The organism is Nocardioides antri, from assembly GCF_008373765.1.
Taxonomy (GTDB): domain Bacteria; phylum Actinomycetota; class Actinomycetes; order Propionibacteriales; family Nocardioidaceae; genus Nocardioides; species Nocardioides antri.
Genome location: NZ_VUJW01000012.1, coordinates 81,161 through 102,952, shown reverse-complemented (window position 1 = coordinate 102,952; position 21,792 = coordinate 81,161). Strand labels below are relative to the sequence as shown.

The 21,792-nt window shown below is 66.7% G+C and carries 26 protein-coding genes; 22 read left to right on the top strand and 4 right to left on the bottom strand.

The genetic code is table 11. The features are described 5' to 3' along the window. Positions 1-50: 50 nt before the first annotated feature. The 3 genes from F0U47_RS19050 to F0U47_RS19040 form a co-directional block, all read right to left on the bottom strand. Positions 51-2,375 (bottom strand): putative bifunctional diguanylate cyclase/phosphodiesterase, encoded by a 2,325-nt coding sequence (locus tag F0U47_RS19050; protein WP_149752063.1) that lies wholly within the window; start codon positions 2,373-2,375, stop codon positions 51-53. Between the two features lie 147 nt (positions 2,376-2,522). Continuing rightward, on the bottom strand, positions 2,523-3,710 hold the full coding sequence (locus tag F0U47_RS19045; protein WP_149752062.1) for an NAD(P)/FAD-dependent oxidoreductase: 1,188 nt from the start codon (positions 3,708-3,710) through the stop codon (positions 2,523-2,525). After that, on the bottom strand, positions 3,707-4,114 hold the full coding sequence (locus tag F0U47_RS19040) for a hypothetical protein (protein ID WP_149752061.1): 408 nt from the start codon (positions 4,112-4,114) through the stop codon (positions 3,707-3,709). Before F0U47_RS19040 ends, F0U47_RS19045 begins: the two co-directional genes overlap by 4 nt. 91 nt (positions 4,115-4,205) lie before the next feature. Between F0U47_RS19040 and F0U47_RS19035 the strand changes: the two genes are divergently transcribed. The 12 genes from F0U47_RS19035 (at position 4,206) to F0U47_RS18985 (ending at position 15,071) form a co-directional block, all read left to right on the top strand. After that, complete coding sequence (locus tag F0U47_RS19035) at positions 4,206-4,883, top strand: helix-turn-helix transcriptional regulator (protein ID WP_149752060.1); 678 nt, start codon at positions 4,206-4,208, stop codon at positions 4,881-4,883. A 1-nt stretch (position 4,884) separates the two neighbouring features. Continuing rightward, positions 4,885-5,082: a hypothetical protein gene (locus F0U47_RS19030; RefSeq protein ID WP_149752059.1), complete on the top strand. Its 198-nt coding sequence runs from the start codon at positions 4,885-4,887 to the stop codon at positions 5,080-5,082. 91 nt (positions 5,083-5,173) lie between these two features. Continuing rightward, positions 5,174-6,487, top strand: a complete 1,314-nt coding sequence (locus F0U47_RS19025; protein WP_246159698.1) for a TadA family conjugal transfer-associated ATPase — start codon at positions 5,174-5,176, stop codon at positions 6,485-6,487. 1 nt (position 6,488) lies between these two features. Beyond that, the gene (locus F0U47_RS19020) at positions 6,489-7,211 is read left to right on the top strand and encodes a type II secretion system F family protein (protein ID WP_149752058.1); all 723 of its coding nucleotides are present in this window, start codon (positions 6,489-6,491) and stop codon (positions 7,209-7,211) included. After that, a complete protein-coding gene (locus F0U47_RS19015; protein WP_149752057.1) occupies positions 7,208-8,878 on the top strand; it encodes a recombinase family protein in 1,671 nt (556 codons plus the stop codon). The genes F0U47_RS19020 and F0U47_RS19015 overlap by 4 nt, the downstream gene beginning before the upstream one ends. 954 nt (positions 8,879-9,832) lie before the next feature. Continuing rightward, entirely contained in the window at positions 9,833-10,240 is a 408-nt protein-coding gene (locus F0U47_RS19010; protein ID WP_149752056.1) for a hypothetical protein, read from the top strand. Continuing rightward, complete coding sequence (locus tag F0U47_RS19005) at positions 10,237-11,583, top strand: AAA family ATPase (protein WP_149752055.1); 1,347 nt, start codon at positions 10,237-10,239, stop codon at positions 11,581-11,583. Before F0U47_RS19010 ends, F0U47_RS19005 begins: the two co-directional genes overlap by 4 nt. Positions 11,584-11,765: 182 nt before the next feature. Further along, entirely contained in the window at positions 11,766-12,074 is a 309-nt protein-coding gene (locus F0U47_RS19000; RefSeq protein ID WP_149752054.1) for a hypothetical protein, read from the top strand. A gap of 115 nt (positions 12,075-12,189) precedes the next feature. Further along, positions 12,190-12,432 (top strand): hypothetical protein, encoded by a 243-nt coding sequence (locus F0U47_RS18995; RefSeq protein WP_149752053.1) that lies wholly within the window; start codon positions 12,190-12,192, stop codon positions 12,430-12,432. Beyond that, positions 12,419-12,703: a hypothetical protein gene (locus F0U47_RS18990; protein ID WP_149752052.1), complete on the top strand. Its 285-nt coding sequence runs from the start codon at positions 12,419-12,421 to the stop codon at positions 12,701-12,703. The genes F0U47_RS18995 and F0U47_RS18990 overlap by 14 nt, the downstream gene beginning before the upstream one ends. Positions 12,704-12,730: 27 nt before the next feature. Then, positions 12,731-12,907 carry a hypothetical protein gene (locus F0U47_RS21380; protein ID WP_188111430.1) on the top strand — a complete coding sequence of 59 codons (177 nt, stop codon included), beginning with the start codon at positions 12,731-12,733 and terminating at the stop codon, positions 12,905-12,907. A gap of 457 nt (positions 12,908-13,364) precedes the next feature. Continuing rightward, positions 13,365-15,071, top strand: coding sequence for a terminase large subunit domain-containing protein (locus F0U47_RS18985; RefSeq protein ID WP_149752051.1), 1,707 nt, complete (start codon positions 13,365-13,367; stop codon positions 15,069-15,071). A 6-nt stretch (positions 15,072-15,077) separates the two neighbouring features. On the opposite strand, the gene F0U47_RS18980 is transcribed toward F0U47_RS18985, so the two are convergent. After that, positions 15,078-15,818 (bottom strand): hypothetical protein, encoded by a 741-nt coding sequence (locus tag F0U47_RS18980; RefSeq protein ID WP_149752050.1) that lies wholly within the window; start codon positions 15,816-15,818, stop codon positions 15,078-15,080. A 383-nt stretch (positions 15,819-16,201) separates the two neighbouring features. On the opposite strand from F0U47_RS18980, the gene F0U47_RS18975 reads away from it, so the two are divergent. The 10 genes from F0U47_RS18975 (at position 16,202) to F0U47_RS18935 (ending at position 21,766) form a co-directional block, all read left to right on the top strand. Next, positions 16,202-17,347 carry a phage portal protein gene (locus F0U47_RS18975; protein ID WP_188111429.1) on the top strand — a complete coding sequence of 382 codons (1,146 nt, stop codon included), beginning with the start codon at positions 16,202-16,204 and terminating at the stop codon, positions 17,345-17,347. A gap of 89 nt (positions 17,348-17,436) precedes the next feature. Next, positions 17,437-18,018, top strand: a complete 582-nt coding sequence (locus F0U47_RS18970; RefSeq protein WP_149752048.1) for an HK97 family phage prohead protease — start codon at positions 17,437-17,439, stop codon at positions 18,016-18,018. 160 nt (positions 18,019-18,178) lie between these two features. After that, entirely contained in the window at positions 18,179-19,333 is a 1,155-nt protein-coding gene (locus tag F0U47_RS18965) for a phage major capsid protein (protein WP_149752047.1), read from the top strand. Positions 19,334-19,338: 5 nt separating this feature from the next. Next, the gene (locus tag F0U47_RS18960) at positions 19,339-19,665 is read left to right on the top strand and encodes a hypothetical protein (RefSeq protein WP_149752046.1); all 327 of its coding nucleotides are present in this window, start codon (positions 19,339-19,341) and stop codon (positions 19,663-19,665) included. 14 nt (positions 19,666-19,679) lie between these two features. Continuing rightward, positions 19,680-19,856 (top strand): hypothetical protein, encoded by a 177-nt coding sequence (locus F0U47_RS21375; RefSeq protein WP_188111428.1) that lies wholly within the window; start codon positions 19,680-19,682, stop codon positions 19,854-19,856. Positions 19,857-19,861: 5 nt separating this feature from the next. Then, positions 19,862-20,209, top strand: coding sequence for a hypothetical protein (locus F0U47_RS18955; RefSeq protein ID WP_149752045.1), 348 nt, complete (start codon positions 19,862-19,864; stop codon positions 20,207-20,209). Beyond that, positions 20,209-20,637, top strand: coding sequence for a hypothetical protein (locus F0U47_RS18950; RefSeq protein ID WP_149752044.1), 429 nt, complete (start codon positions 20,209-20,211; stop codon positions 20,635-20,637). Before F0U47_RS18955 ends, F0U47_RS18950 begins: the two co-directional genes overlap by 1 nt. 19 nt (positions 20,638-20,656) lie before the next feature. Then, the gene (locus F0U47_RS18945; RefSeq protein ID WP_149752043.1) at positions 20,657-21,076 is read left to right on the top strand and encodes a hypothetical protein; all 420 of its coding nucleotides are present in this window, start codon (positions 20,657-20,659) and stop codon (positions 21,074-21,076) included. Between the two features lie 4 nt (positions 21,077-21,080). Next, positions 21,081-21,464, top strand: a complete 384-nt coding sequence (locus F0U47_RS18940; protein WP_149752042.1) for an HK97 gp10 family phage protein — start codon at positions 21,081-21,083, stop codon at positions 21,462-21,464. Between the two features lie 11 nt (positions 21,465-21,475). Continuing rightward, positions 21,476-21,766 carry a hypothetical protein gene (locus tag F0U47_RS18935; protein WP_149752041.1) on the top strand — a complete coding sequence of 97 codons (291 nt, stop codon included), beginning with the start codon at positions 21,476-21,478 and terminating at the stop codon, positions 21,764-21,766. The last annotated feature ends 26 nt before the right edge of the window (positions 21,767-21,792 follow it).

Sequence of the window (21,792 nt, the reverse complement as noted above, 5' to 3'; positions counted from 1 at the left end):
ATGGTCGGTGACCTGTCACCGGCCGTCGGACGTCTCGCATTTGCGGGACGTCAGGCCACGGGGAGCCCGGCAGCGGCCCGGTCGGCGCGCACGGCCGTCAGCAGCTCGTCCAGTGGCATCGGCCGGTAGAGCAGGTATCCCTGCACGTACTGGGCCTCCGTCTGCTCACGCAGTACGGCGAGCTGCGACTCTCGCTCGATGCCCTCGACCACCACGTCCAGGCCGAGGGACTGGCCGATGAGCGTCACCGACCGGAGGAGCACGCTCGCGCGCTCGTCGGTGTCGATGGCCTGGGACAGCGACGCGTCGACCTTGATGATGTGCACCGGTAGGTCGGCGAGGTAGCTGATCGACGAGAACCCGACACCGAAGTCGTCGATGGCGAACCGGACGCCCATCGCCGAGATCTCACGCATCGCGTCGAGGACGACCGGGTCGAGGTCGATCCCTTGTCGCTCGGTGATCTCCAGGGTCAGGTCGGCGCCACCCATGGCGGCCGCTGCTCGTGCGACGCCGTCCACGAAGCCCCGCGCCCGGAGCTGCACGGCCGAGATGTTGACCGCCATGCCGACCGACGCGCCGGCCACCGCCCGGAGCGCCGCGGTGTCGGACGCCACCGTGGTGAGGACGACCTCGCCGAGGTCGGTGATCAGGCCGCTCTCCTCGGCGATGCCGATGAAGAGCTCCGGTGACACGGGAGTGCCGTCGTGGCGCCACCGCGCGAGGGCCTCCGCGGCGACGATCCGTCCGCTGTCGGCGGCGACGATCGGCTGGTAGACCACCTCGATCTCCCGTCGGCGGACCGCACCTCGCAGGTCGTCGACCATCACCAGCCGATCGAGACGAGAGCGACCGATCGCGTCCTCGTACACGACGACCGCGGCCTTTCCGCGAGCCTTGGCCTCGTACATGGCCAGGTCGGCCTTGCGCAGCAGTCCCTCGGCATCGTCGGTCGGCGCGTTCCACGCGATGCCGGCGCTGGCGCTCAGCCGCACCCGCTGTCCGGACACGAACACACCGTCCCGCACCGCTGCGAGCACCCGCTCCCACACCTGTTCGACGGCGGCGTCGTCGGCGTCCTCGAACAGGACGGCGAACTCGTCGCCACCCAGCCGGGCCACCGTGTCCGCCTCACGGACGCACGACCGCAGCCGGCCGGCCAGCTCGACCAGCACGGTGTCGCCGGCCGCATGTCCGTAGCGGTCGTTCACGGGCTTGAATCCGTCCAGGTCGATGAACAGCAGTGCGACGCTCGAGCCACGCCTCCGCGCGAGCTGCTGGGCGTGGGTCAGCCGGTCCAGCAGGATGCCCCGGTTGGGGAGGTCGGTGAGCGGGTCGTGCCGGGCGACGTGCACCATCTCCTCGGTCAGCCGGAGCCGGGCGAACGCGTCCGACGCGACTGCCGCCAGCGCCTGGAGCGCCTGCTCGTCCGCGGCGATCGTCGACCGGGCCCGTTCCAGCGCCCGCGCGACCAGCCAGCGGGAGCTGTCGCCGTCATGGACCTCCGCGCCGATCTCCAGCCGGTTCGGGGGAGTGTCCCGGAGCGACACCCGCTGGAGGTGCAACAGCTCGCGCGCGTCGTCGACCAGTGCGGCCACGACCTGTTCCCGGTCCGGCAGTGTCTGCGCCCGCACGGCAGCGGCGAAGAGGACGGCCAGCCGGCGCGCGTTCTCGCGACCGCGCGTCACCGCTCGGGTGGCGATCAGGAGCGTCGCGAGGGGCACGGCGAGCAGGATCAGCGTCCAGTTGGGCTCGGCGCGGTAGACCACCGCGCCGAGGTAGCCGAGGGTGTCGAAGGGCACGAAGCACGCGACCGCGAGCAGGGTGCCGCGCTGCAGCAGATGGCGTCGAACGCTGGTGCTGGAGCTGATCGCGACCGACACGGCCGACGTCACGTAGTCGGTCGTGAAGTAGGCCACCGCGGCCAGCATCACCGCGGCGAGCTCGCGAGGCGTCCCCAGGTAGTCGGCACGGACCAGGTCCAGGACGCCTGCGGCGACAGTCCCGGCGATGATGCCGACGCCGATGTTGAAGGCCTTCGACGACCAGCGCTTCCCCGTGGTCAGTTGGGTCATCACCACGCCGATCGACCACACGAACAGGGCGTCATGGGTCTCGAGCGTGCACAGCAGGAACATCAGGATGCTCGAGTCGAACCCGACCTCGATGCCACCCTCCTGGTTGTCGACGACCATCGGGAAGCGGGCGACGACGAGGATCAGTGGGGCGCCGAGGAGTGCCGGCAGCGTGTGGGACATCCCGTCCTCGAGCACGTGGGTGAACGCGAGGGCGAACAGGGTGAGGCCGACACAGCACACGCCGAAGTCGAACCACCATCCGGCGGGCTTGCGCAGAAACGCGGGCGTGTTGGGCATTTCCGGCAACTCCCCGGACGCGGTCGACAGAACCCCCTCAGTCTCGTGGCTGGAGCAAGCCCCTGGTGCCGAACGCCCGAGGATCCACTGGTCGGCCCTGCGGCCTAGCCACTTCGGACTAGGTGGGCCGCAGGACCGTGTCGGAGGTCAGGGCTGTCGGACGAGGTCGGGCAGGGCGATGTGCCGGTCGCGGCTGCGGGCATCGGCCGGCCCGCCGACGAGCCGGCGGATCGGGTCGATCGCGTCCCAGTCGTTGACGTGCATCCCGGCCACGACGCGGCCGGCCCGGAGCCAGAGGGCGGTGACGACCCGGGCCTCGACGTCGCCGCGGATCACGACCTCGTCTGCCCCCTCGGCACCGACGTGCCCGACGTACTCCATGCCGAGGTCGTACTGGTCGGTGAAGAAGGAGGGCATCCGGACGTAGGGGGCGTCGTCGCCGAGCATCGTGCGAGCCGCGTGCTTGCCCTGCTCGATCGCGTTGTCCCAGTGCTCGACCCGGAGCCGGCCGAGGAGCGGGTGGTCGTGGTCGGCCACGTCGCCGGCGGCGTAGACGTGCGGATCGATCGTGCGGAGCCGCGCGTCGACCAGCACGCCGTTGTCTCCCGCCAGGCCGGCCGCGGCCGCGAGCCCGGTGTCGGGTACGGCGCCGATGCCCACCACGACCAGGTCCGCGTCGACCGCGCTCCCGTCGGCGAGCTCGGCGCGGCCGCGGTCGATCGCGGTGACGCCGGTGCCGAGCCGGAGGTCGACGCCGTGCTCGCGGTGCAGCTCGGCGAAGAGGGGAGCGATCTCCGGTCCGAGGACACCGAGGAGGGGGATGGGCGCCGTCTCCACGACCGTGACGGTCGCGCCGACCTGCCGAGCGGCTGCAGCGACCTCGAGCCCGATCCAGCCCGCCCCGACGATCAGGACGTGGCCGGTCAGCCGGGGCCGGAGGTAGAGCGCGTCGGCGAGGGTGCGCAGGTGGACGACCGGTTCGCCCGGGTGCGGGAACGGCAGCCGTCGTGGAGTGGCTCCGGTCGCGAGGAGGAGCCGGTCGTAGGCGATCGTCGTGCCGTCGAGGCCGACGTGGCAGCGGTCGAGGTCGAGCTCGGTGACCGGCGAGCCGAGACGTACGTCGACCTGCTGGTCGTCGTACCACTGGTGGTCGTGGACGAACACCGATCCCGGATCGGCGGCGCCGAGCAGCACGCCCTTGGAGAGCGGCGGTCGTTCGTAGGGCAGGTGAGGCTCGGCGCCGATCAGCGTGATGTCGCCGGTGTAGCCCAGGGTGCGGAGCTCTTCCACGGCGCTCGCGCCCGCGAGCCCGCCGCCGACCACGACGACGTTCACGGCGTGCTCCTGGCCCAGGCGAGAGCCGTGAGCGCGAGGGCGCCGACGAGGAGCCCGAAGTCGCGCAGGGCGATGTCGTAGAACTCGCCCATGGTGACCAGGTTGAGGATGATCCCGGCGAGCCAGGCCGCCACGAGCGGGCCGCCGAAGCGGGGGGCAAGGGCGACGACGAGACCGGCCGCGATCTCGACGACGCCGACGGCGAGCATCGCGTCGTGGGCGGAGCCCGGGACCAGGTCGTCGACCCACGGCGCGAGGTACTGCTCCCAGTCCGTCATCATCTCCGCGAACTTGTCGAGGCCGAAGGCGATCGGGGCGACGGTGAAGACGGTGCGCAGGAGCAGGAACGCCCGGTCCGCGCCGAGGTCGGTGCGGGTAGGGGAGGAGGTGGTGGACGTGGCCATGGTGCGCTCCTTGAGTTCTAAAATTGATGAACTTCGAAACTAGAACTGAACAGCGTCTTGTGTCAAGAGTCATCTGTTTTAGACTGGGGGCATGGACCTGCAATCGACGGCGGCCGGGATCGGCGCGCTGGCGGACGAGACTCGCCGTGCCCTCTACGAGTACGTCGTTGCCCAGGCCGAGCCGGTCGGCCGCGAGCAGGCCGCTTCGGCGCTCGGGATCGCCCAGCACAACGTCAACTTCCACCTCGACCGGCTTGTCGCGGAGGGCCTGCTCGAGGTGGAGTTCCGCCGCCTGTCCGGCCGGTCCGGGCCCGGCGCGGGACGCCCCAGCAAGCTCTACCGCCGAGCCGCCCGGGAGTTCGCGGTCTCGCTGCCTCCGCGCCGCTACGACCTGGTCGGCGACATCCTCGCGGCCGCGGTCACCCGCGCCGGCGAGGGCTCGTCGCTGCCGGAGTCGCTGCAGGCCGCCGCGCACGACATCGGCGTCGACGTGGGGCGCTCGGCCGAAGGCCTCGACACCGGCGAGCCGCTCGGCGCGATGGCGGAGGTGCTGCGCAGCCAGGGGTATGAGCCCCGCGTGGCGGACGACGTCGTCGAGCTGTCCAACTGCCCGTTCGACACGCTGGCGCACAAGCACACCACCCTGGTCTGCGGGCTGAACCGCGACTTCGTGGAGGGCGTGGCCGACGGCCTCGGTTGCTCGCAGGTCGCCGCCTGCCTCGAGCCCGAGCCCGGCATGTGCTGCGTGAAGGTGCGCACGGCGAGCTGAGATGGACCCGAGCGCCGACGTTCCCGAGGTCCTCTCCCGCTGGGAGGCCACGGGCGGGTCGTGGCGCGTCGTGGGGCGCTCGGCGGAGCGCGTCACCGTCGCGCTGTGCAGCTGTGAGGACCAGGAGATGGACCGGGTCGAGGTGACCGACCCGGACTTCGCACGTCGGTCACAACTCGGGGACGAGCCGGCCGGCTGAGTTCTCCACAGCTTGGTTCTTCCTCTCGCCAAGCGGGTTCCGGTCCCCTACGGTTCATCTGCCGCCGGATCTCATTCTCGGGAGAGTCGCCATGGCCATGCTGCAGCCTGCCCAGCCGCCGCCCCTGTCCGGGGCGGCCGACGCCACTGGGCGCAGGGTCGCGGTGCTGCGCACCCAAGACGACGTGGTCGGTCACCTCGACGAGGCGCTGCGCGCCGCCGTACGCCGCGACGGGCTGGACCCGCAGCGCGAGATCATTGCCGTCCGGAGGCTCGCCGAGTCGCTGGTGCGGGAGCACGACGACCGCAGCCTGACCGGAGTGGTGCTGCCGGTCGCCGACGCCGACGGCGTCGTCGACGAGCTGGTCGCGCGGGTGTCCGGCTTCGGTCCCCTGCAGCCCCTGCTCGACGACCCGACGGTCGAGGAGGTCTGGATCAACAGTCCGGACCGGGTGTTCGTGGCGAGGAACGGCCGCCACGAGCTGACCAACCTGATGCTGACCGAGGCCCAGGTCTCCGAGCTGGTGGAGCGGATGCTCAAGACGACCGGCCGCCGGGTCGACCTGAGCCGGCCGTTCGTCGACGCGATGCTGCCGCAGGGCCACCGGCTCCACGTCGTGCTGCAGGGCATCAGCCGTGGGTTCTCGGCGGTCAACATCCGCAAGTACGTCGTCCGCGCCTCCCGGCTCTCCGAGCTGGTCGACCTGCAGAGCCTGACGCCCTCCGCGGCGCTCTTCCTCGAGGCGTCGGTGCGCGCCGGTCTCAACATCCTCGTCAGCGGAGGGACGCAGGCCGGCAAGACGACGATGCTCAACTGCCTGGCGGCGGCGATCCCGGGCGGAGAGCGAGTGATCTCGGTCGAGGAGGTCTTCGAGGTGCGGTTCCCCCACCCCGACTGGGTGGCGTTGCAGACCCGGCAGGAGGGCCTGGAGGGCACGGGCGAGATCCGGCTGCGCGACCTGATCAAGGAGTCGCTCCGGATGAGGCCGAGCCGGATCATCGTCGGCGAGGTCCGCGCAGAGGAGGCGCTCGACCTGCTGCTGGCCCTCAACAGCGGGCTGCCGGGGCTGTGCACCATCCACGCCAACAGCGCGCGCGAGGCGCTGACCAAGGCCTGCACCCTGCCGCTCCTGGCGGGCGAGAACATCTCGGCCAGGTTCGTGGTGCCCACCGTGGCCTCCTCGGTCGACCTCGTCGTCCACCTGGAGGTCGACCACCGCGGCACCCGCCGGGTCACCGAGATCGTCGCAGTCCCCGGTCGGATCGAGCAGGACATCATCGAGACGGAGCCCGTCTTCGAGCTCCGGGAGGGACGGCTACGGCGCGGGATCGGGACCCCGCCGCGGGTCGAGCACTACGAACGGGTCGGCATCGACGTACGCCGTCTCCTTCACGAAGCCGAGTGACATGGGCGCGCTGGTCGGTCTGGGGTTCGGGCTCGGTGCCCTGCTGATCTGGTCCGCGTTCGCCACCCCGCGCGCGCCGCGACCGGCGGCCACCACGCCGGGTCGGCTCGAGCGGATGCTGGCCGAGGCGGGCCTGGCCGGGGTGTCGCCCCGCTCGCTGCTGTTGCTGTGCGGCGCCACCGGGGCGGTCGTCTGCCTGACGGTCCTCGCCGTCTCGCGCACGACGCCGCTGGCGGTCGTGGTCGGGGCGCTGGCGGCGTACCTCCCGGTGGCGGTCCTCTCCGGCCGCGTGCGAACCCGTCGAAGGGAGTACGCCGAGGTGTGGCCCGAGGCGGTGGACGACCTCGCGTCCGCCGTACGTGCGGGGATGTCGCTGCCGGACGCGGTCGCCGCGCTCGCGGTGCGCGGCCCCGAGCCGCTGCGGCCGGCGTTCGAGGCGTTCGCGTTGGACTACCAGGTGTCGGGCCGGTTCGGCGACTGCCTCGACCGGCTCAAGGGACGGCTCGCCGATCCCGTCGGCGACCGCGTTGTCGAGGGGCTGCGGGTGGCGCGCGAGGTCGGCGGCGGCGAGCTGGGCCGCCTGCTCCGCAACCTGTCGGGCTACCTCCGCGACGACCTGCGCACGAGGTCCGAGCTCGAGGCGCGCCAGTCCTGGACGATCAACGGTGCGCGGCTCGCGAACGGTGTCCAAGAAGACGTTTGCTGCGTACGATCGTTCCCATGACGAAGCGCGCGATCCTCTACGCGAGGAAGAGCACCCTGCAGGACAGGTCCGAGGAGCAGTCCGCCTCGGTGGCGGATCAACTGGTGATCACCCGAGCCTACGCCGAGCAGCAGGGTTGGATCGTTGTGGCGGAACACGACGACGACGGCAAGTCGGGCCTCCTCGATCGGTCGAAGCGCCCTGGCCTCGATAGCGCCCTCAAGCTGATCGAGGCCGGTGACGCGGACGTGTTCGTGACGCGGTGGACGTCGCGTCTCTCCCGTGAGGAGCGCGATCGAGCAGAACTCCTCGACCTGTTTGACCTCATCGGCGTTGAGTGGCACGCCGTTCACGACGGCGGCAAGATCGATCGTTCGACGTACGCAGGCTACATCCAGTACGGCGTCCACACCGTGTTCGACGTGGCCTACTCCAAGCGCGTCGGGGAGAACTGGAAGCGCGCCCACGAGAGGCGCATCGAGGCAGGTCTCCCGAAGACAACGAACCCGCAGTTCGGCTACGACTACAAGTTCGACCTCACCTCTGGTGGTCGCCGCGAGAACGGGCGCTACGTCATCAACGAGAGCGAGGCCGAAGCCGTTCGCGAGGTCTTCCGTCGGTACACCCGTGGCGAGGGTTTCACACCGCTCGTGCGCTGGTTGAACGACAGTGGGTGGCGGGTCAAGGCGACGGGATCGGAGTGGTCGGTCCGAACGCTGTCACGGTGGATGGATGCCGGGTTCAGTGTCGGTTTCATCAGCAAGGAGAAGGACCTCCGCGACATCCGAGGGGCACACGAGCCGATCATCACCGAGGCCGAGTGGTTGGCGTTCCAGGCCGAGCGCGAGCGCCGCGCGCCCTTGGGCAAGAAGGCCTCCGGTGCCGGCGAACGGTGGTGGCTCGCCGGATTCGTGAAGTGCGGAATCTGCGGCGGCTCGACCTTCATCGACTCGTACGAACGGCCGACCTCGCTGGCGGTCTGCTCGACGCATCGAGCTAATCCCGGCGCCTGCTCCGGCACCTCGATCCTGCGCGCGACCGTCGAGCGCGTTGTTGGGTCATGGCTCCTGCCTCACCTAGACGCACTGGAGGCCCTGACGCAGGCCGAGACGCAGACGGCGAGGGACGCGTCAGCCGCGGCGTACGCGACCGCCGTAGAGACGCGGGACAAGATCCGCGACGGCCTCGCTGACCTCGAGGTCCGTCGATCCCTCGGCGAGATCGAGGCGAACGTCTTCCACGCCGCGCAGGCGAAGCTGAACGCCAGGCTGTCGAAGGCCGAGGCGGCGGTCGCAGATGCGGCGGTCGCCCTTACCGGTGACGAGCCGGACATCGACGGACTCCGCAACATCGCCGACACGGGCTGGACCCCCGATCAACGAGCTGCGTTGCGCGGCGTCCTGGATCGTGTCGAGCTGACCAAGGAACAGCTCGTGGTCGTGCCGGTGCACGGTGACAGCGTGATCTACAACCGCGCCGACCTGGCGGCGACCTGCGAGATCTTCGGCTGCGACAAGAAGCACTACACCAAGGGCCTCTGCAAGAGCCACGGGATGCGGGCGCGGAACTACGGGGTTCTCGACGAGCTCGCAGAGCGGATCGCCCAGGCTCGCGAGAACGCCTCCCTGACGGTCACGCTGGATGAGGTCGAGACGGTCCTCGCGGCGGCGCGGGGGCTGAACAGTTAGTCCATAAAGACGAGCTGTACAAATAGGCGCAGTTATCGGACTGTGCACAAGAAGAGCGAACGTAAGGACGTTGATAATCGCCTGAGATTATCGGCGCTAAGGCCGAATCCGCCGGATTCCCTGGTAACTTCGATATCAGCGACACCGCAAGGATGTGCAGGAGGCGGGTCGCTCTTGGCAGAAGCGGATAACGCCGCCGACGCAGCTCGGCAAGTAGAGCGACGGGACCCTGGTTCCCCACCTCGAACATCGGATTAGCTGTTGACGCCGCAACCGCCTAGTGCCGGTAATCGACCCTAGGTAGATCGCGTCGAGCTTCCATGGCTCGGGTTTGCGACCAGGGGAACGGACCAGCGAGAAGCTGAGGGGTCGACCGTTCAGGAATCTGGGACCGGCGTGCCGATGGTTGGCGCGCCGGTCCCTTCCGCCATAACTACAGAGAAGGAATCGCATGAGCGAGCTTCTGGACCGACTCACCAACGTCAGGTGGGAGGCACCCCGATGCGCCGACTGCGGCGGCACCGAGGATACCGAGACCGATCCCGAGTGGCTGGCTGGCTGCCGTGCTCGGTCGCAGGTGTTGTGCGGGCCGTGCCGAAGAGCGTCATGACCGGCGACAACGAGCTTCTGCCCTGCAGCACCAGCGGCTGCGAGAGGAAGACCCGAGGCCGGTCCGAGGACGGCACCGTTCCGATCTGCATCGGCTGCTGGATGGCGCACTACCTCGCTGAGCCGGTAATCGACCGGTAGAGCGAGCCCCCGTTCCCAAGCAGTATTCACGCCTGGGGGACGGGGGTTAGTCACTTTTGCGATTTATGGTCGTAAAGGAAGCCTGCCAACAAACAAAGCGCTGGCGGGCGTCCAAGAGAGAAAGAACCTACAAAGAGATCGTATCTAATGTCTATCAATACATATGAACTTACAGAGTCGCATGCCGACCTTGTCAGGTGGCTTGTGACCTATCACGACCTGATCGAGCAGAAATACGGAAAGTGGTACTCGCTCACGAAAGCAGTCCTCTACTCGTACTCAAAGATGCTCAATGAACGCGATGAGGCCGATGTCGACCGTTTGGTGCCACATATCGCGAAGCTGCTCAACGTCGCCGGAGGCGGAAACTTGCTGCACAAGACCGGCCTGGTGGTGAAAAACCCGGACGGTAAGCGAGGTCTGTATCGCTTGGACTTGGAGGTGGCCGAAGCCTGGTTGCGCGGTGAAGGTCTCGTCCAGCGCGGCATCTACATCCAGAGCGATCCCCGCATCGAGCACGAGCAGGGCGTCCTCGAGGACGAGGTCGACGCCGACGAGGTCGCGGCGAAGCCCGACCAGGAGTTCCCGTACGAGATCGGAGACTCCGAATGAGCAACGAGTTCGAAGTCGATCAGAACGGCGTCCACTGGTACATCGAGAACGGCAAACGCGAGACCGGGATCAAGCCGGACGAGGTCTCGGCGCTGGACTTCTTCAGACCGGACTGGCGCGACCTGCCACGAGCTGAGGTCGTGAAGATCCTGACCACCACGGAGAAGCAGAAGGCGAAGCCATCGCCGCTGGTGTTCTCGTGGGAGATCGACCTCGACGCCGAGACACCGGCCCTGGTCGAGAGGTGCTTCCCCGCCGTTGGTGTCGGCTGCATGTACGCGCAGCCGGGCATCGGCAAGTCCGCCGTCGCCATCGACCTGTCCTACCGGATCGCGTCCGGAGCGGCCGAGTGGGCGCACCAGAGCATCAACCTGCACGGTGACGTCGTGTACGTCGCCATGGAGGGCGGCGAGTCCCTGAAGTCCTTCATCCGGGGTTGGCGGCGCGAACATCCGGCGGACTACGACGGCGCGCGGGTCGCGTTCTACTTCGCGTCGGAGACGGATCAGGAGCTGCAGCCGCTGGTGCAGCGGATGGACCCGAGGGACGGTCACTTCTATGAGGTCGGCATTCTCCAGCTCGACGAGTGGATCAAGGGCAAGGACCTCACACCGCGCCTGATCGTGCTGGACACGCAGGTGGACATGATGGATCCGGACAGCAGCGAGAACGACTCCGCGCCATCGGCGCAGATGTATCGCGCAGCAGGTCGGCTCGCCGAACGGCTCGGGTGCTTCGTCCTGTTCCTCCATCACGCGGTCAAGACCGCCAACCGGACCGACAAGCCGACCTACCGAGGCAGCTCGGCGTTCGCCGCGAAGGCGGACGTCATGGCCTACCTCCAGGGCGTCTCGTCGGGTCGCGGGAATGGCAAGCTGGTGTTCGAGAAGCGGAAGCCGTTCGGCGGCGACGACCCGAAGGTCAACTACCAGGGCGTGCGCGACGACATCGGCGACGACCTCTGCGTCTCGTGGGGATCGCCGAACCTGGCCGAGCTCGCTGACACGCCTGAGGCGGAGGCAGAGGAACGTCGGGCACGGACCCGCGTCGCGATCTGGGAGACCCTCCACGAGGCCACTAAGGCCGTTGTGGACGCCGACACGGGTGCGACCGTTGATGCCCCCGTCCCGTTCTCCGGCACCGGCGTGGTGAACGCCATGAAGGAGCTGGCGACGCGCGAGGACGACCGCCTCGACGTGTTGTTCGGCAGCAACGTGATCCGCGACCTCCTGGTCGAGATGAACGAGGCCGGCCAGATCGTCAACGTCGCCGACTCCGTGGGTCAGGGCAAAAGCGCTGCGTGGGTCGCTGGTCGTAGACCTTCGCCGGGGGGTGAGGACTGAACGTGGCGCTGCTTGTCGATCGGTGCCGTTCCGGCCCCTCGGAGAGGGGGGCGTAGCCCTCCGGTCGATAAGTAGCCCGACGTCCTTCGACTTTGTTTGTTCCCCCTGACTATTGGGGCCACAAATAAACGAAACAACTACACGAACCGTCAGTACGAATACCTTATCGAAATGAACACCAAATGGACTTTCACGCAGAACTCCCCTTCCTGAGTTGGGGGATCGAGGGACCGGACAGCAGCGCCGGGTGGAACTGCACCCGAACCGCCTGCTTCAAGATCGACGGGTGGGTGGTGAACTCCCGCAGCGGCACGTACAACGTGCGCGTCGAGGAGCAGGGTGCCTGGATCAACAGCATCCCCGACAGGTTCCTCGACATACATCCCGCAGGTAGCGACACCTGTCACGAGATCGCCTGGCCGGACTACTCCCCCGATCCCGACCTGGTGAAGCTCGCGCGCCGGGTCAGCGACAAGACGGGTGCTTGCTGATGAACAACACCAAGGCCGTGGAGTGCCTGATCTGCGGACTGAGGTTCGTGCCGGTGGTGGACGCGCTGCGTCACGCCGAGGGGACCGGCCACGTGCAGGCGAAGGTGGTGGACCGATGAGGATCCACGAGCTGATCAGCGGGACCGGGGATCACGTCATCGAGGTCACGGAGTACGGCGACGAGCTGGCGGACGACGTGGCGCAGGAGGTCTGGACCGTCAAGGTCTACCGACACCACAACGGCAACGTGGCGCACATCGCCTGGAACCTGTGGAGCGGCATGACGCGGACAGCCGCGATGGAGAGGTTGGCCGAGTACCTGGACTACCTCGACGGGGATGTCGATGAGACTCACTGACGAGGAACGCCGCCGCGCAGCTCGACAGGCGCAGGCCACGGCGAAGGCCAACAAGCAGAAGGTGCTGGACGATGCGGCGGCGTACGGCCGGACGATCTGCACCGCCGACCACACCACGTGGCAGGAGAAGGCCCGCTGCCTGTGGCCGGGGCTGCAGGTGGAGGGTGAGGGTCCGTACGCCGTGGTGGTGGGTGGCGTCGTCTACCTGACGGACAAGCCTCAGGTCGTGCGCCTGCACCGTGGGATCCACCGACCGGGTGGTGGCGGATGAGCAACCGGGGATGGCAGGGTGCGGCACATGGCCGAGTACGCGACGCGCATCATCGACTGCCCCCGCTGCGGGAAGGAGATGACCGTCACCGACAAGGTGGTCTTCGACTCGGGCGACGGCGACAAGGTGTGGGCCACCGTGAGAGCCGAGTGCGTCAGCCTGTGCACAGGGATCGAGGACCACGAGATCCCTCGGCGCCAGTAGGTCAGCGCCGCCCCCACCGCGACCACGCCTCACCGACTGCGCGTACAACCTCAGGCCGCTGCTCTGGAGGAACGCCGCGCAGTGCGACGGTGCCGAACCTCAACTTGCAGACCGCGATGACGGCGAGCGACACCGTCACCACCACCGGGACGATCAGCCAAACCATGTGCTTCCCCTACTTCAACAACGCAGCGAACAACTACGGCGGTCGGGGAAACTCCTGCGCAGCGTATCTCGCGCGAGCCACAGGTTGAGGTAGGCCGTCAACTTCGGCGTGTTGCCCATCCTCACGCCGCAGCAACTCAACTCAATACCTAACGACGGTAACGACACCCATTCCTATTGAAGGGAGTGCCAGGTGTCGGCACCGAAGGCGTGGTCAGGCCCGCGCGTAATGCAGATCAGGGCGCGTATGGCGACCCAACTACCCCAGCCGTGCGGACAGTGCGGGAAGCCCGTGAACCCCGGCGACAAGTGGGTGGTCGGGCACAAGATCCCCCAGTGGGAACGCCCGGACTTGATCTGGGTTAGCGCGAACTGGCAGCACGAACACGCGTCATGCTCGGCCAGCACCGGCCAGCACGAGGTGATGCGAAAAGCCTACGAAGCGGGCAGAAACGGCGAGAACTGGCCCGGTTTTTCGAGGAACGGCCGCCTAGACAACCCCCGCTCGTTTCAATCTCTCTCTCACGGTGTTGAAGCAGAGCCTGAGCAAGACGCCACGGACTGGAACGATCTCTGCGGATCCATCGAGTGGATGGCGGAGTTCCGCGAGGTTCCGCAGGATGGGGTCGCCCCTAGGTTCATGACAGGGCCGCATCCGCGCGCCACGGGCACCTACGGACCCGACTTCTGCGCGTGGGCGGACGACAATCCTGGTCTGCACGCCAAGCGGACCGGAGGGCTGCGCTGGTGGCAGCGCGCCGTGGCCTATCGGATGCTGGAGCACGACGCCGAGGGCGAACTCGTGTGGCGCAACGTCCTGGTGACGATGGCGCGGCAGTGCGGCAAGTCGTGGCTGCTGCGCGCCCTGCTGATGTGGCGCATCCAGCAGCGCGACCTGTTCGGCGACGAGGACCAGACCGTCCTCTCGGTGGCACACAAGGCGCAGACCGCCCACGAGATCATGCGGCCGGCCTCGCGGTGGGCGATGGAGCGCAAGGACCTGGGCTGGCTAGTCCGGCTCGCGTCTGGCGACATCCGTGTCGAGTCACCGGACGGCGGTAGGTGGCTTCTAGCAGCCGCCAACGACGGGATGGGCGTGGGCTACTCGCTGTCGATGATCGTCGTGGACGAGGCGTGGAAGGTGCACCGCAGCGTCGTGGAGGCAGCCGACCCCGCCCTGACGGAGGCGGTTTCGCCACAGCTGATGTTGATCTCGACTGCGGGCGACTCCGCGAGCGACCTTTTCATGACCTACCGGCAGCAGGCGCTGGACACGCTGCTGGAGCCGGAGTCCACCTTCATCGCGGAGTGGTCCGCGCCGAAGAGCATGGAACCTGGGGACCCCGAGTCCTGGCGGATGGCGTCGCCGTTCTGGTCAACGCGGCGCTTCAAGGAGATCGCGGACAAGGTCGAGAAGTTGGACCCGCTGGAGTTCAAGCAGAACTACTGCAACCAGTGGGTGTCCATGGCGGGCGGCCGGAACAACAACCCGGGCGAGCCGGTGTTCGGCGAGAACGAGTGGATCGACGCCTCAGCGCCGACACCTACCGGCACACCAGCCGCGTGCGCGGTCGAATCGTGGTTCGGAGAGGGCCTGAGTGTCGCTCTGGCGTACTTGCAGGACGACGGCGGGGTCGTCGTCGCCGTGACGTCGTTCATGACCGCCAATGAGGCCGCAGCGCACATCAAGCAGGCGGGCGCACCATCCGTGCTGTGCGGGAAGAGCCTCGCCCTCGACCCGGCGTTCGCCCAGATCCCGCTGACGCCGAAGGGAGGCACATCGAAGGTCGCCGTGCAGGACCTGCGCCGCCTCCTCGATGAGGGCGTGTTCCTGCATGACGGCTCGGAGTCTCTTGCCGAGCAGGCTCTCGCCGCTCGTGCCGTCCCGTCCGCAGATGGAATCCGCATCAGGTCGAGTGCCCGACTCGACGCAGTGAAAGCGGCCGTGTGGGCGTGCGCGGCAGCCCGCGCTGCCCAGGAACCTTCAGCCATCTACTGACAACTGTTACAACTGAAAGGTGACCGCCTGCTCGTTGTAGAAGTCGTCTGCGAACAACGGGAACGTCAGAGTGCCGCCCAGGTCCGAGTTCGCGTAGGCCACGCGCACCGTACCGAGCGAATCTGGCCCCAGTTCTAACGGGCCGAACACACCGCTGCCTTCGGACTCGACCTGACGACCGTCCTTGTTCCGGTAGCTGGAACTTCCCCAACCGACCTGGACCGGTTGAGACGCGGAACGCACATTCAGGACAACGAATAGGTTCCCTTCACTGTTCACTCGCGCTGCCACGAGTTCGATGGTGCCTAGGTTGCCTGCCTGTTGCGGCTTCCCGTCTCCAACGATGACGTTGCCGCGCAGCGGCTCTCCGTTCACCTTGTGGTCCACGATGAGCCCGTTTTCGCCCTCGAAGTCGGTGTACTCGTTGCAGTCGTTGGGTTCCGACGGATAGCAGGCTTCGAACCCGTTTTCGATCGGCGTCACTGTTGCCTGCTCCATCAACCCGGCGTCCCCGCTGGATATGACGGCAGTCGAGTTGCCGACCAGGTAGGTAGCGTACGCGTGAGCGAGGGACCCCTTGGCGGTGAATCGAAGAGAATCCTCGATTTCTCCAACAGTGTCAGATGTGGTGGCTTCGACGTACGCCTGCAGGTCTTCGTTCGACGGCAGGTTCGGGTCCCCGGTAGCCGACGTTTCCTCAGTGGCGCCATCGCCCTCTGAGACAGTGGTAGTGACGGTGGCGGTCACGACCTCCGCACTGTTGTCTCCGGATGCCGGTTTCGCTTTGTCGTCGTCGCTACATGCGGTGAGACCGACGAGAGAACCCACGAGGGCGAGTACGGTTGCGGAATAGCGGCTGGGCATAGCGCCCATCTTGGCGGATCTCGGCCTGTCAGCGGGCGATTACGATATTTCCACAGGCCAGAGTCGCGCCTTCCTTTTGTCGTATCCAGAGGAGCGCGATGCCGAACCCACCCCGCAGGCTCGCGGGTCACACCGAACAGCGCGGTTTGTGGCACCGGGCAACCGGCAATCTCCAACTAGCCGGAGGCGAGGGAATCGTCTACATCGGGTCCGATATGTGGCCTGGGGTTCTTGGGTCTAGCTCGACTGCCGAGGCGCTTCCCGTCGTGACGCGAGCGACGTCCCTCATCACGGGACCGCTCACCGCCGCACCGTTCAGGGTGCAGCAACTCGGCGCAGGCTCGCCGTTGCAGACGCCGCGCTGGGTCACCGACCCGATGCTGTTGCGTCCGGACAACCGGCTCGTCACCTCGGAGTCTGTCTACCCCGCCGTGAACCGGCTGTCCCGTTCCGACTTCTGGACCGGGTTCCTTCGCTCCGCGATCTGGTGGGGGCTTGGCGCGTTCGTGTGCCAGGAGGACGAGTCCGGCGCGCCGCTCGCTGGGACGCTGCGCCTGATCAACCCGAACCTGCTGAGCACGAAGCGCGCCAAGGATGACGGCTCGCTGAGGTGGGTGCTCGGTGATGGCGGCGATGAGGTCCTGTTCACGCGTGACGGGTACGCCACGGTTGGCCCCGTCACGTATCGCCTCGTAGCGATGCGGAATCCGCACTCGCCGGTCGATGTCGATGGCCGCAGCCAGGGCGTGTTTGGAATGCACCCCGCGACGTTCGGCCTCGCCTCGCAGGTCGACACCTACGCGTCGGGCACGTTCCGCAGTGGCGTCCCTGCCGGGTACATCAAGGTCAACCAGCCGGGACTCACGCAGGAGCAGGCGACCGCGCTCAAGGAGGCATGGCTCGGTGCCCACGGCGGTGACAGCCGCTCGGTGGCGATCCTCAACGCTACGACGGACTTCTCGCCGATCTCGATGTCGCCTGTTGACACCGCCCTCGTGGAGGTCAAGCGACTCGTCATCGCGGACGTGGCCTTCTCGTTCGGCATCGACCCCATGAACCTCGGAGTCTCGCTCGCCAACAGCGCGACGTACTCCAACACCCGCGACGCGTGGCTCAACCACCGCGACTTCGGCCTCAGCCCGTGGATCACCGCTCTGCAGGACACGTTGTCTGCGCTGCTGCCCGGCGACCGGACCGTGAAGGTCGCCGTTGACGGCTTCGCCAACCCGCCCGCAGGCGAGCGGTATCAGGCGTACAAGGTCGCAATTGACGCGGGGATCTTGACCGTGGACGAGGTCCGCGCACTCGAAGGACTGCCCGCGCTTGAACTCGAAAAGGCACCAAAGACGCCTCCTGACACCGAACTCCCAAGCATTTCTGAAGAAGAGGAAGCCACTAATGGCGACACGTAGACCCGCACCGCCCAAGAGGCGTTACGACCGCGCTCCGCAAGAGGCAGAGCAGCCGGTCGAGCAAGCACCGGAGGAAGAGGAAGACACCGATGAGCGTGACAGCGATTGAGCAAGGCTTGATCCTGCCGAAGCGCTTCGCCGAGGTTCAGCAGCGAAGCGTCGAAGCGGTCGACGTAGACGACGCGACCGGAGAGGTTCGTCTCCGCGCGGTGCCGTACGAGTACGAGACGCAACTCGGCGAAGGGCTGTTTGAACTGTTCGAGCGCGGGGCTTTCGCCAACGCATCGAAGGCACCCACGCGCTGCAAGTTCTTCCACAACCACAACGGACCGCTCATCGGCCACGCCCGTGAGGTCGAGGACCGCGCGGATGGCGTCTACGCCACGATGAAGTTCGCATCGACGCTGGCGGCGCAAGAGGCGCGGGTCCTGACGGTCGACGGGTTCATCGACCAGTGCTCGATCGAGTTCCGCGTCATGCGCGACCACGTGAAGGTCGCGCGGAAGCCGGACGGCCTGCACGTCCGGCACGCTCGCGGTCACCTGCTGGGCGTAGCCCTGGTCAACCACGGCGCATATGCCGATCAGTCCGCCGTGCTTTCTGCACGTGAGGCAGATCTAAACCGCGAGCGCGAGGAAATCATCGCTCGGTTGAGGTCACTAAACCACTAAGCAGTCGCGTTAACGTATTAACAACAGAATATCTGCGGCTATCGGTTGATGCCCTCGGAAAGCCACGGCTTTACGCCCCGGTAATCCCGAACGCTCGCCTCCCCCGCACTCCACAGATGTGTAAGTCATCCGTCTATGAGTGCCGAGGAGGCGCTTTTTCATGAAGAACCCAGTTCTTGAGCAGCTAGACCAGCTGCGTTCAGCCCGTGACTCTGCACGGGACGCCGCCATCCAGATGGCAGCCGCAGAAGACTTCGACCCGAATGACTCGTCGTTCACCGACCTCGAGGCACGCGCCGCGAAGTACGACTCTCAGATCGAGCGCCTTGTTGGTCTGCTCGATGCACAGAAGTCCGCCGACGCTCTCGACGGCAAGTTGTCCCGCTCCGCCACGCGCGTTGAAGAGCGCGCTGAGAAGCCCGACAACAGCACCTGGGGCGAGACGTTCGTCCGCAGCGATGCCTACCGCGAGTACAACTTCCGCGGTACTTCCAGCAAGGTTGACATCGAGATGCGGGCGCTGCCCCACTCGCTCGCCAGCATGGCGGACGCACTCCCGTCCAGCCCGATCTACGACCTGACGCCGACAGCAACTCCGAACCTGATCCTGCCGCTCGTCAGCACGGTCCAGGTGTCGGGCAACTCGGTGGACTACATCGTCTGGTCGAAGGTCAGCGGCAACGCAGCCGTGGTCGCTGAGAACACTCTCAAGCCGTCCATCGAGTGGGAGCCAAGCGTCACCAGCCGGTCGCTCGCGACCATCGCAGCGCATACGTCCTTCACTCGCCAGTTGGCCGAGGACGCAAGCGCAGTGCAGTCGTTCCTCACGAACGAACTGCAGAACGAGGTCCGCCGCAAGGTCGAGGCCGAGGCAGTCGCTGCGATCAGTGCAGCCGTCCTCCCCGCTGCGACTGGCCCTGCCGGTGCAGGCCTGCTCGGCGCGATCCGCAAGGGCAAGGCCGAGGTCGAGGCCAACGGCTTCACGCCGAACGCGTTCCTCGTCAACGCCGACGACCTGATCGAACTCGACATCGAGGTCATGTCGACCGCAGGCACTGCGCCGAACCAGACCAACTCCTACTGGGGACTCACGCCCGTGGTTGACACCGCAGGCGTCGTGGCGGCAGGCACGGTCATCGTCGGTGACTTCAAGCGCGGCGTGCAGCACTACGCCCGCAACACGGTCTCGCTCTACCTGACCGACAGTCACGGCGAGAACTTCCGCTACAACATCCTCGACGCCATCGCTGAGACGCGCGGCCTCACCGCCGTTGTCCGTCCCGACGCTCTGGTCGAGACAACCGCCGGAGTCTGAGCCTGATGCCCGCGCCGTCGCTTGACGATGTCCTGTCCTACCTGAGCCAGGCCGGCCACAGTTGGGACTCCTCGGACATTGAGTCCGCCTTCAAGGCGGAGAAGGCCGCACAGGCGCGTGCCTGTGCAGTCCCAGCAGACGACGCGGTGTGGCCGTCCGACCTCACTGAGGCGCTTTGCCGCCGAGTCGCCGCCAACCTCGCTGTCCGCGCCCTCCCGCTTGGCATCCAAGCCTCGATGTCGGAGATGGCCGTGGCGACAGCTCGGGTTGGCGGCGGCGACCGCGAGGTCGAACGACTCGAAGGCCCCTGGCGATCCATCCCCGTCGCTTGAGAAGGAGCAACTAAATGGCCGAGAAGAAGAGCACCGAGAAGGCCGCTGTCGGGTCTGTGTGGGAAGTGCCCGACCCGGCACGAGTTACGCGCCCTGACGGCTCCACGGTCGAGGTCACCGGTGGGCAGTTCGTGCTGTCGCAGCCCGGTGAGTACACCGAGGAGTCCGGCGCCAAGGTCACGGCGAAGTGACCTGAATGTCCGCTCAGGTCCGTGCCGAGATTGCTGCCGCCGCCAACACGGTCAGCGGCATCAATTGCTCACCGTACTTCCGGCAATCCGTGAAGCCCGGTGACGGCATGGTCCGACGCGAACGGACGAACTACCCCAACCCATTCGGCGGCATCGTCACTTGGCAAGTCATTGTGGCGCTGCCTCAGGACCTCGCTGCCGCTGAGAAGTACCTGGACGAGCACCTCCCCGATCTCGTGGAAGCCATTCAGGAATCGCTGGTCGTCACTTCAACGACGCCCCAGCAACTGGCACTGGACACAGGTGCAGTGCCCGTCGTCGTAATCGAAGGCCATCGAGAGGAAGACAACTAATGGCTGCATTGGGCACACGCCTTCTAAAGATCAAGATCGACTCTGTCGAGTACACCGCCCAGGTGTCAAAGGCAGTTATCACCAGCGGCGAAGCCGACGCTGACTTCGTAACATTCGCCGACGCTGCCGCAGGCGGCGCCCGTGAATACCGCTTGGAGTTCACAGCGGTTCAGGACATGGCAACAACCACGTTGTGGGAGAAGGTCTGGAGCAACTCCGGAACGACTGTCGCCTGCACCCTCAACCCGTACGGCGTCGGCACTTTCGCGCCAGCCACACCGGGGTTCACCTTCAGCGCTGTGATCGCCGAGCCCGATGGCGACTTCATCGGCGGCGAGGCCAACTCGTCTAACTCGGCGCGCATGACCTTCGACTGCTCGTGGGTCCTCACCGCCAAGCCGACCCGCGTCACGACCGGCTCCTTCTGAGACTAGGAAACAGATACACATGGCATCACTCGGAACAAGGACGCTGGTCATCACGATCGGCGGCACTGATTACACGGCGTCTGTCTCGAAGGCAGTCATCACTTCCGGTGAAGCGGACGCCGACTTCGTGACGTTCACCAACGCCGCAGCCGGTGGAGCGCGGGAGTACCGCTTGGAGTTCACCGCCGCGCAGGACCCGGTTGGCGCTTCGCTCTGGAACACGGTGTTCACAGCTGCGGGAACGAGCGTCGCTTGCGTTCTCAAGCCCTACGGCAACACGACGGCGTCGCCCACCCAGCCGCACTTCACGTTCAACGCGGTAGTGGCGGAACCGGACGGCGACTTCGTTGGTGGCGAGGCAAACTCCAGCGAGTCCGCGCGTATGACGTTCGACTGCTCGTGGATCTTGGACGCCAAGCCCGTCAAGGTCGTGGCCTGACCCGATGGCCAACCGGACCGGCTTCAAGGTGGAGGGGCTGACCCAAGTGGTCCGCGCCCTCCAGCAAATGGGGCTGGACGTGGACGACCTCAAGGAAGCGTTCTCCAACATCGCGCAGGCCGGTGCGGAAAGCGCCTCGCGTCACGCACCCAAGAGGACAGGGCGACTCGCCGCCACCATTCGCGGCAACCGCGCCAAGTCCAAAGCGGTCGTCACAGCCGGACGCGCGTCCGTCGTCTATGCGGGACCCATCAACTACGGCTGGCCGTCTCGCAACATCGCCGCCGCTGGGTTCATGCAGGCAGCAGACCAAGAGATCCAACCTCAGGCACTCCAAATGCTGGAGGACGAGATCAACAGAAAGATTAGAGAGAAGAACTTCCAATGAGTGCAAACAGAGTGCCTGTCGATGAGGTTATCGAGACACTTACCGGCTTCGAAGAGATCGCCATCGAAAAGCAGTTCGGCAACAACTGGCAGGACCTCGCAGGTGACGCGCAGACAATGTTCCTGCGGGCCCTGGTGTTCGTTTTGCTTCGGCGCGACGGCAAGAACGATCTAGAGGCCAAGCAAGAGGTCATGGAAATGACCTTGCGTGAGTGCAAGGACCGCTTCCTCGATGACGAGGAAGAGCCGAATCCTGACGAGCCTGTTACCGAGTCGGGAAAAGACGACACGCAGCCCGCCTAAGCGCGGAGGAAATGGCGGCGTTCTGC

What these genes read in the sequence shown, in the direction of transcription:
- F0U47_RS21375 (WP_188111428.1), top strand. Translation starts at nt 19,680, where the DNA reads ATGGCCGAGAAGAAGAGCACCGAGAAGGCCGCTGTCGGGTCTGTGTGG.
- F0U47_RS18960 (WP_149752046.1), top strand. Translation starts at nt 19,339, where the DNA reads ATGCCCGCGCCGTCGCTTGACGATGTCCTGTCCTACCTGAGCCAGGCC.
- F0U47_RS19030 (WP_149752059.1), top strand. Translation starts at nt 4,885, where the DNA reads ATGGACCCGAGCGCCGACGTTCCCGAGGTCCTCTCCCGCTGGGAGGCC.
- F0U47_RS19020 (WP_149752058.1), top strand. Translation starts at nt 6,489, where the DNA reads ATGGGCGCGCTGGTCGGTCTGGGGTTCGGGCTCGGTGCCCTGCTGATC.
- F0U47_RS18955 (WP_149752045.1), top strand. Translation starts at nt 19,862, where the DNA reads ATGTCCGCTCAGGTCCGTGCCGAGATTGCTGCCGCCGCCAACACGGTC.
- F0U47_RS18945 (WP_149752043.1), top strand. Translation starts at nt 20,657, where the DNA reads ATGGCATCACTCGGAACAAGGACGCTGGTCATCACGATCGGCGGCACT.
- F0U47_RS18970 (WP_149752048.1), top strand. Translation starts at nt 17,437, where the DNA reads ATGAGCGTGACAGCGATTGAGCAAGGCTTGATCCTGCCGAAGCGCTTC.
- F0U47_RS19025 (WP_246159698.1), top strand. Translation starts at nt 5,174, where the DNA reads ATGGCCATGCTGCAGCCTGCCCAGCCGCCGCCCCTGTCCGGGGCGGCC.
- F0U47_RS19050 (WP_149752063.1), bottom strand. Translation starts at nt 2,375, where the DNA reads ATGCCCAACACGCCCGCGTTTCTGCGCAAGCCCGCCGGATGGTGGTTC.
- F0U47_RS18995 (WP_149752053.1), top strand. Translation starts at nt 12,190, where the DNA reads ATGAGGATCCACGAGCTGATCAGCGGGACCGGGGATCACGTCATCGAG.
- F0U47_RS18940 (WP_149752042.1), top strand. Translation starts at nt 21,081, where the DNA reads ATGGCCAACCGGACCGGCTTCAAGGTGGAGGGGCTGACCCAAGTGGTC.
- F0U47_RS19035 (WP_149752060.1), top strand. Translation starts at nt 4,206, where the DNA reads ATGGACCTGCAATCGACGGCGGCCGGGATCGGCGCGCTGGCGGACGAG.
- F0U47_RS18990 (WP_149752052.1), top strand. Translation starts at nt 12,419, where the DNA reads ATGAGACTCACTGACGAGGAACGCCGCCGCGCAGCTCGACAGGCGCAG.
- F0U47_RS21380 (WP_188111430.1), top strand. Translation starts at nt 12,731, where the DNA reads ATGGCCGAGTACGCGACGCGCATCATCGACTGCCCCCGCTGCGGGAAG.
- F0U47_RS18950 (WP_149752044.1), top strand. Translation starts at nt 20,209, where the DNA reads ATGGCTGCATTGGGCACACGCCTTCTAAAGATCAAGATCGACTCTGTC.
- F0U47_RS19000 (WP_149752054.1), top strand. Translation starts at nt 11,766, where the DNA reads ATGGACTTTCACGCAGAACTCCCCTTCCTGAGTTGGGGGATCGAGGGA.
- F0U47_RS19005 (WP_149752055.1), top strand. Translation starts at nt 10,237, where the DNA reads ATGAGCAACGAGTTCGAAGTCGATCAGAACGGCGTCCACTGGTACATC.
- F0U47_RS19015 (WP_149752057.1), top strand. Translation starts at nt 7,208, where the DNA reads ATGACGAAGCGCGCGATCCTCTACGCGAGGAAGAGCACCCTGCAGGAC.
- F0U47_RS18965 (WP_149752047.1), top strand. Translation starts at nt 18,179, where the DNA reads ATGAAGAACCCAGTTCTTGAGCAGCTAGACCAGCTGCGTTCAGCCCGT.
- F0U47_RS19040 (WP_149752061.1), bottom strand. Translation starts at nt 4,114, where the DNA reads ATGGCCACGTCCACCACCTCCTCCCCTACCCGCACCGACCTCGGCGCG.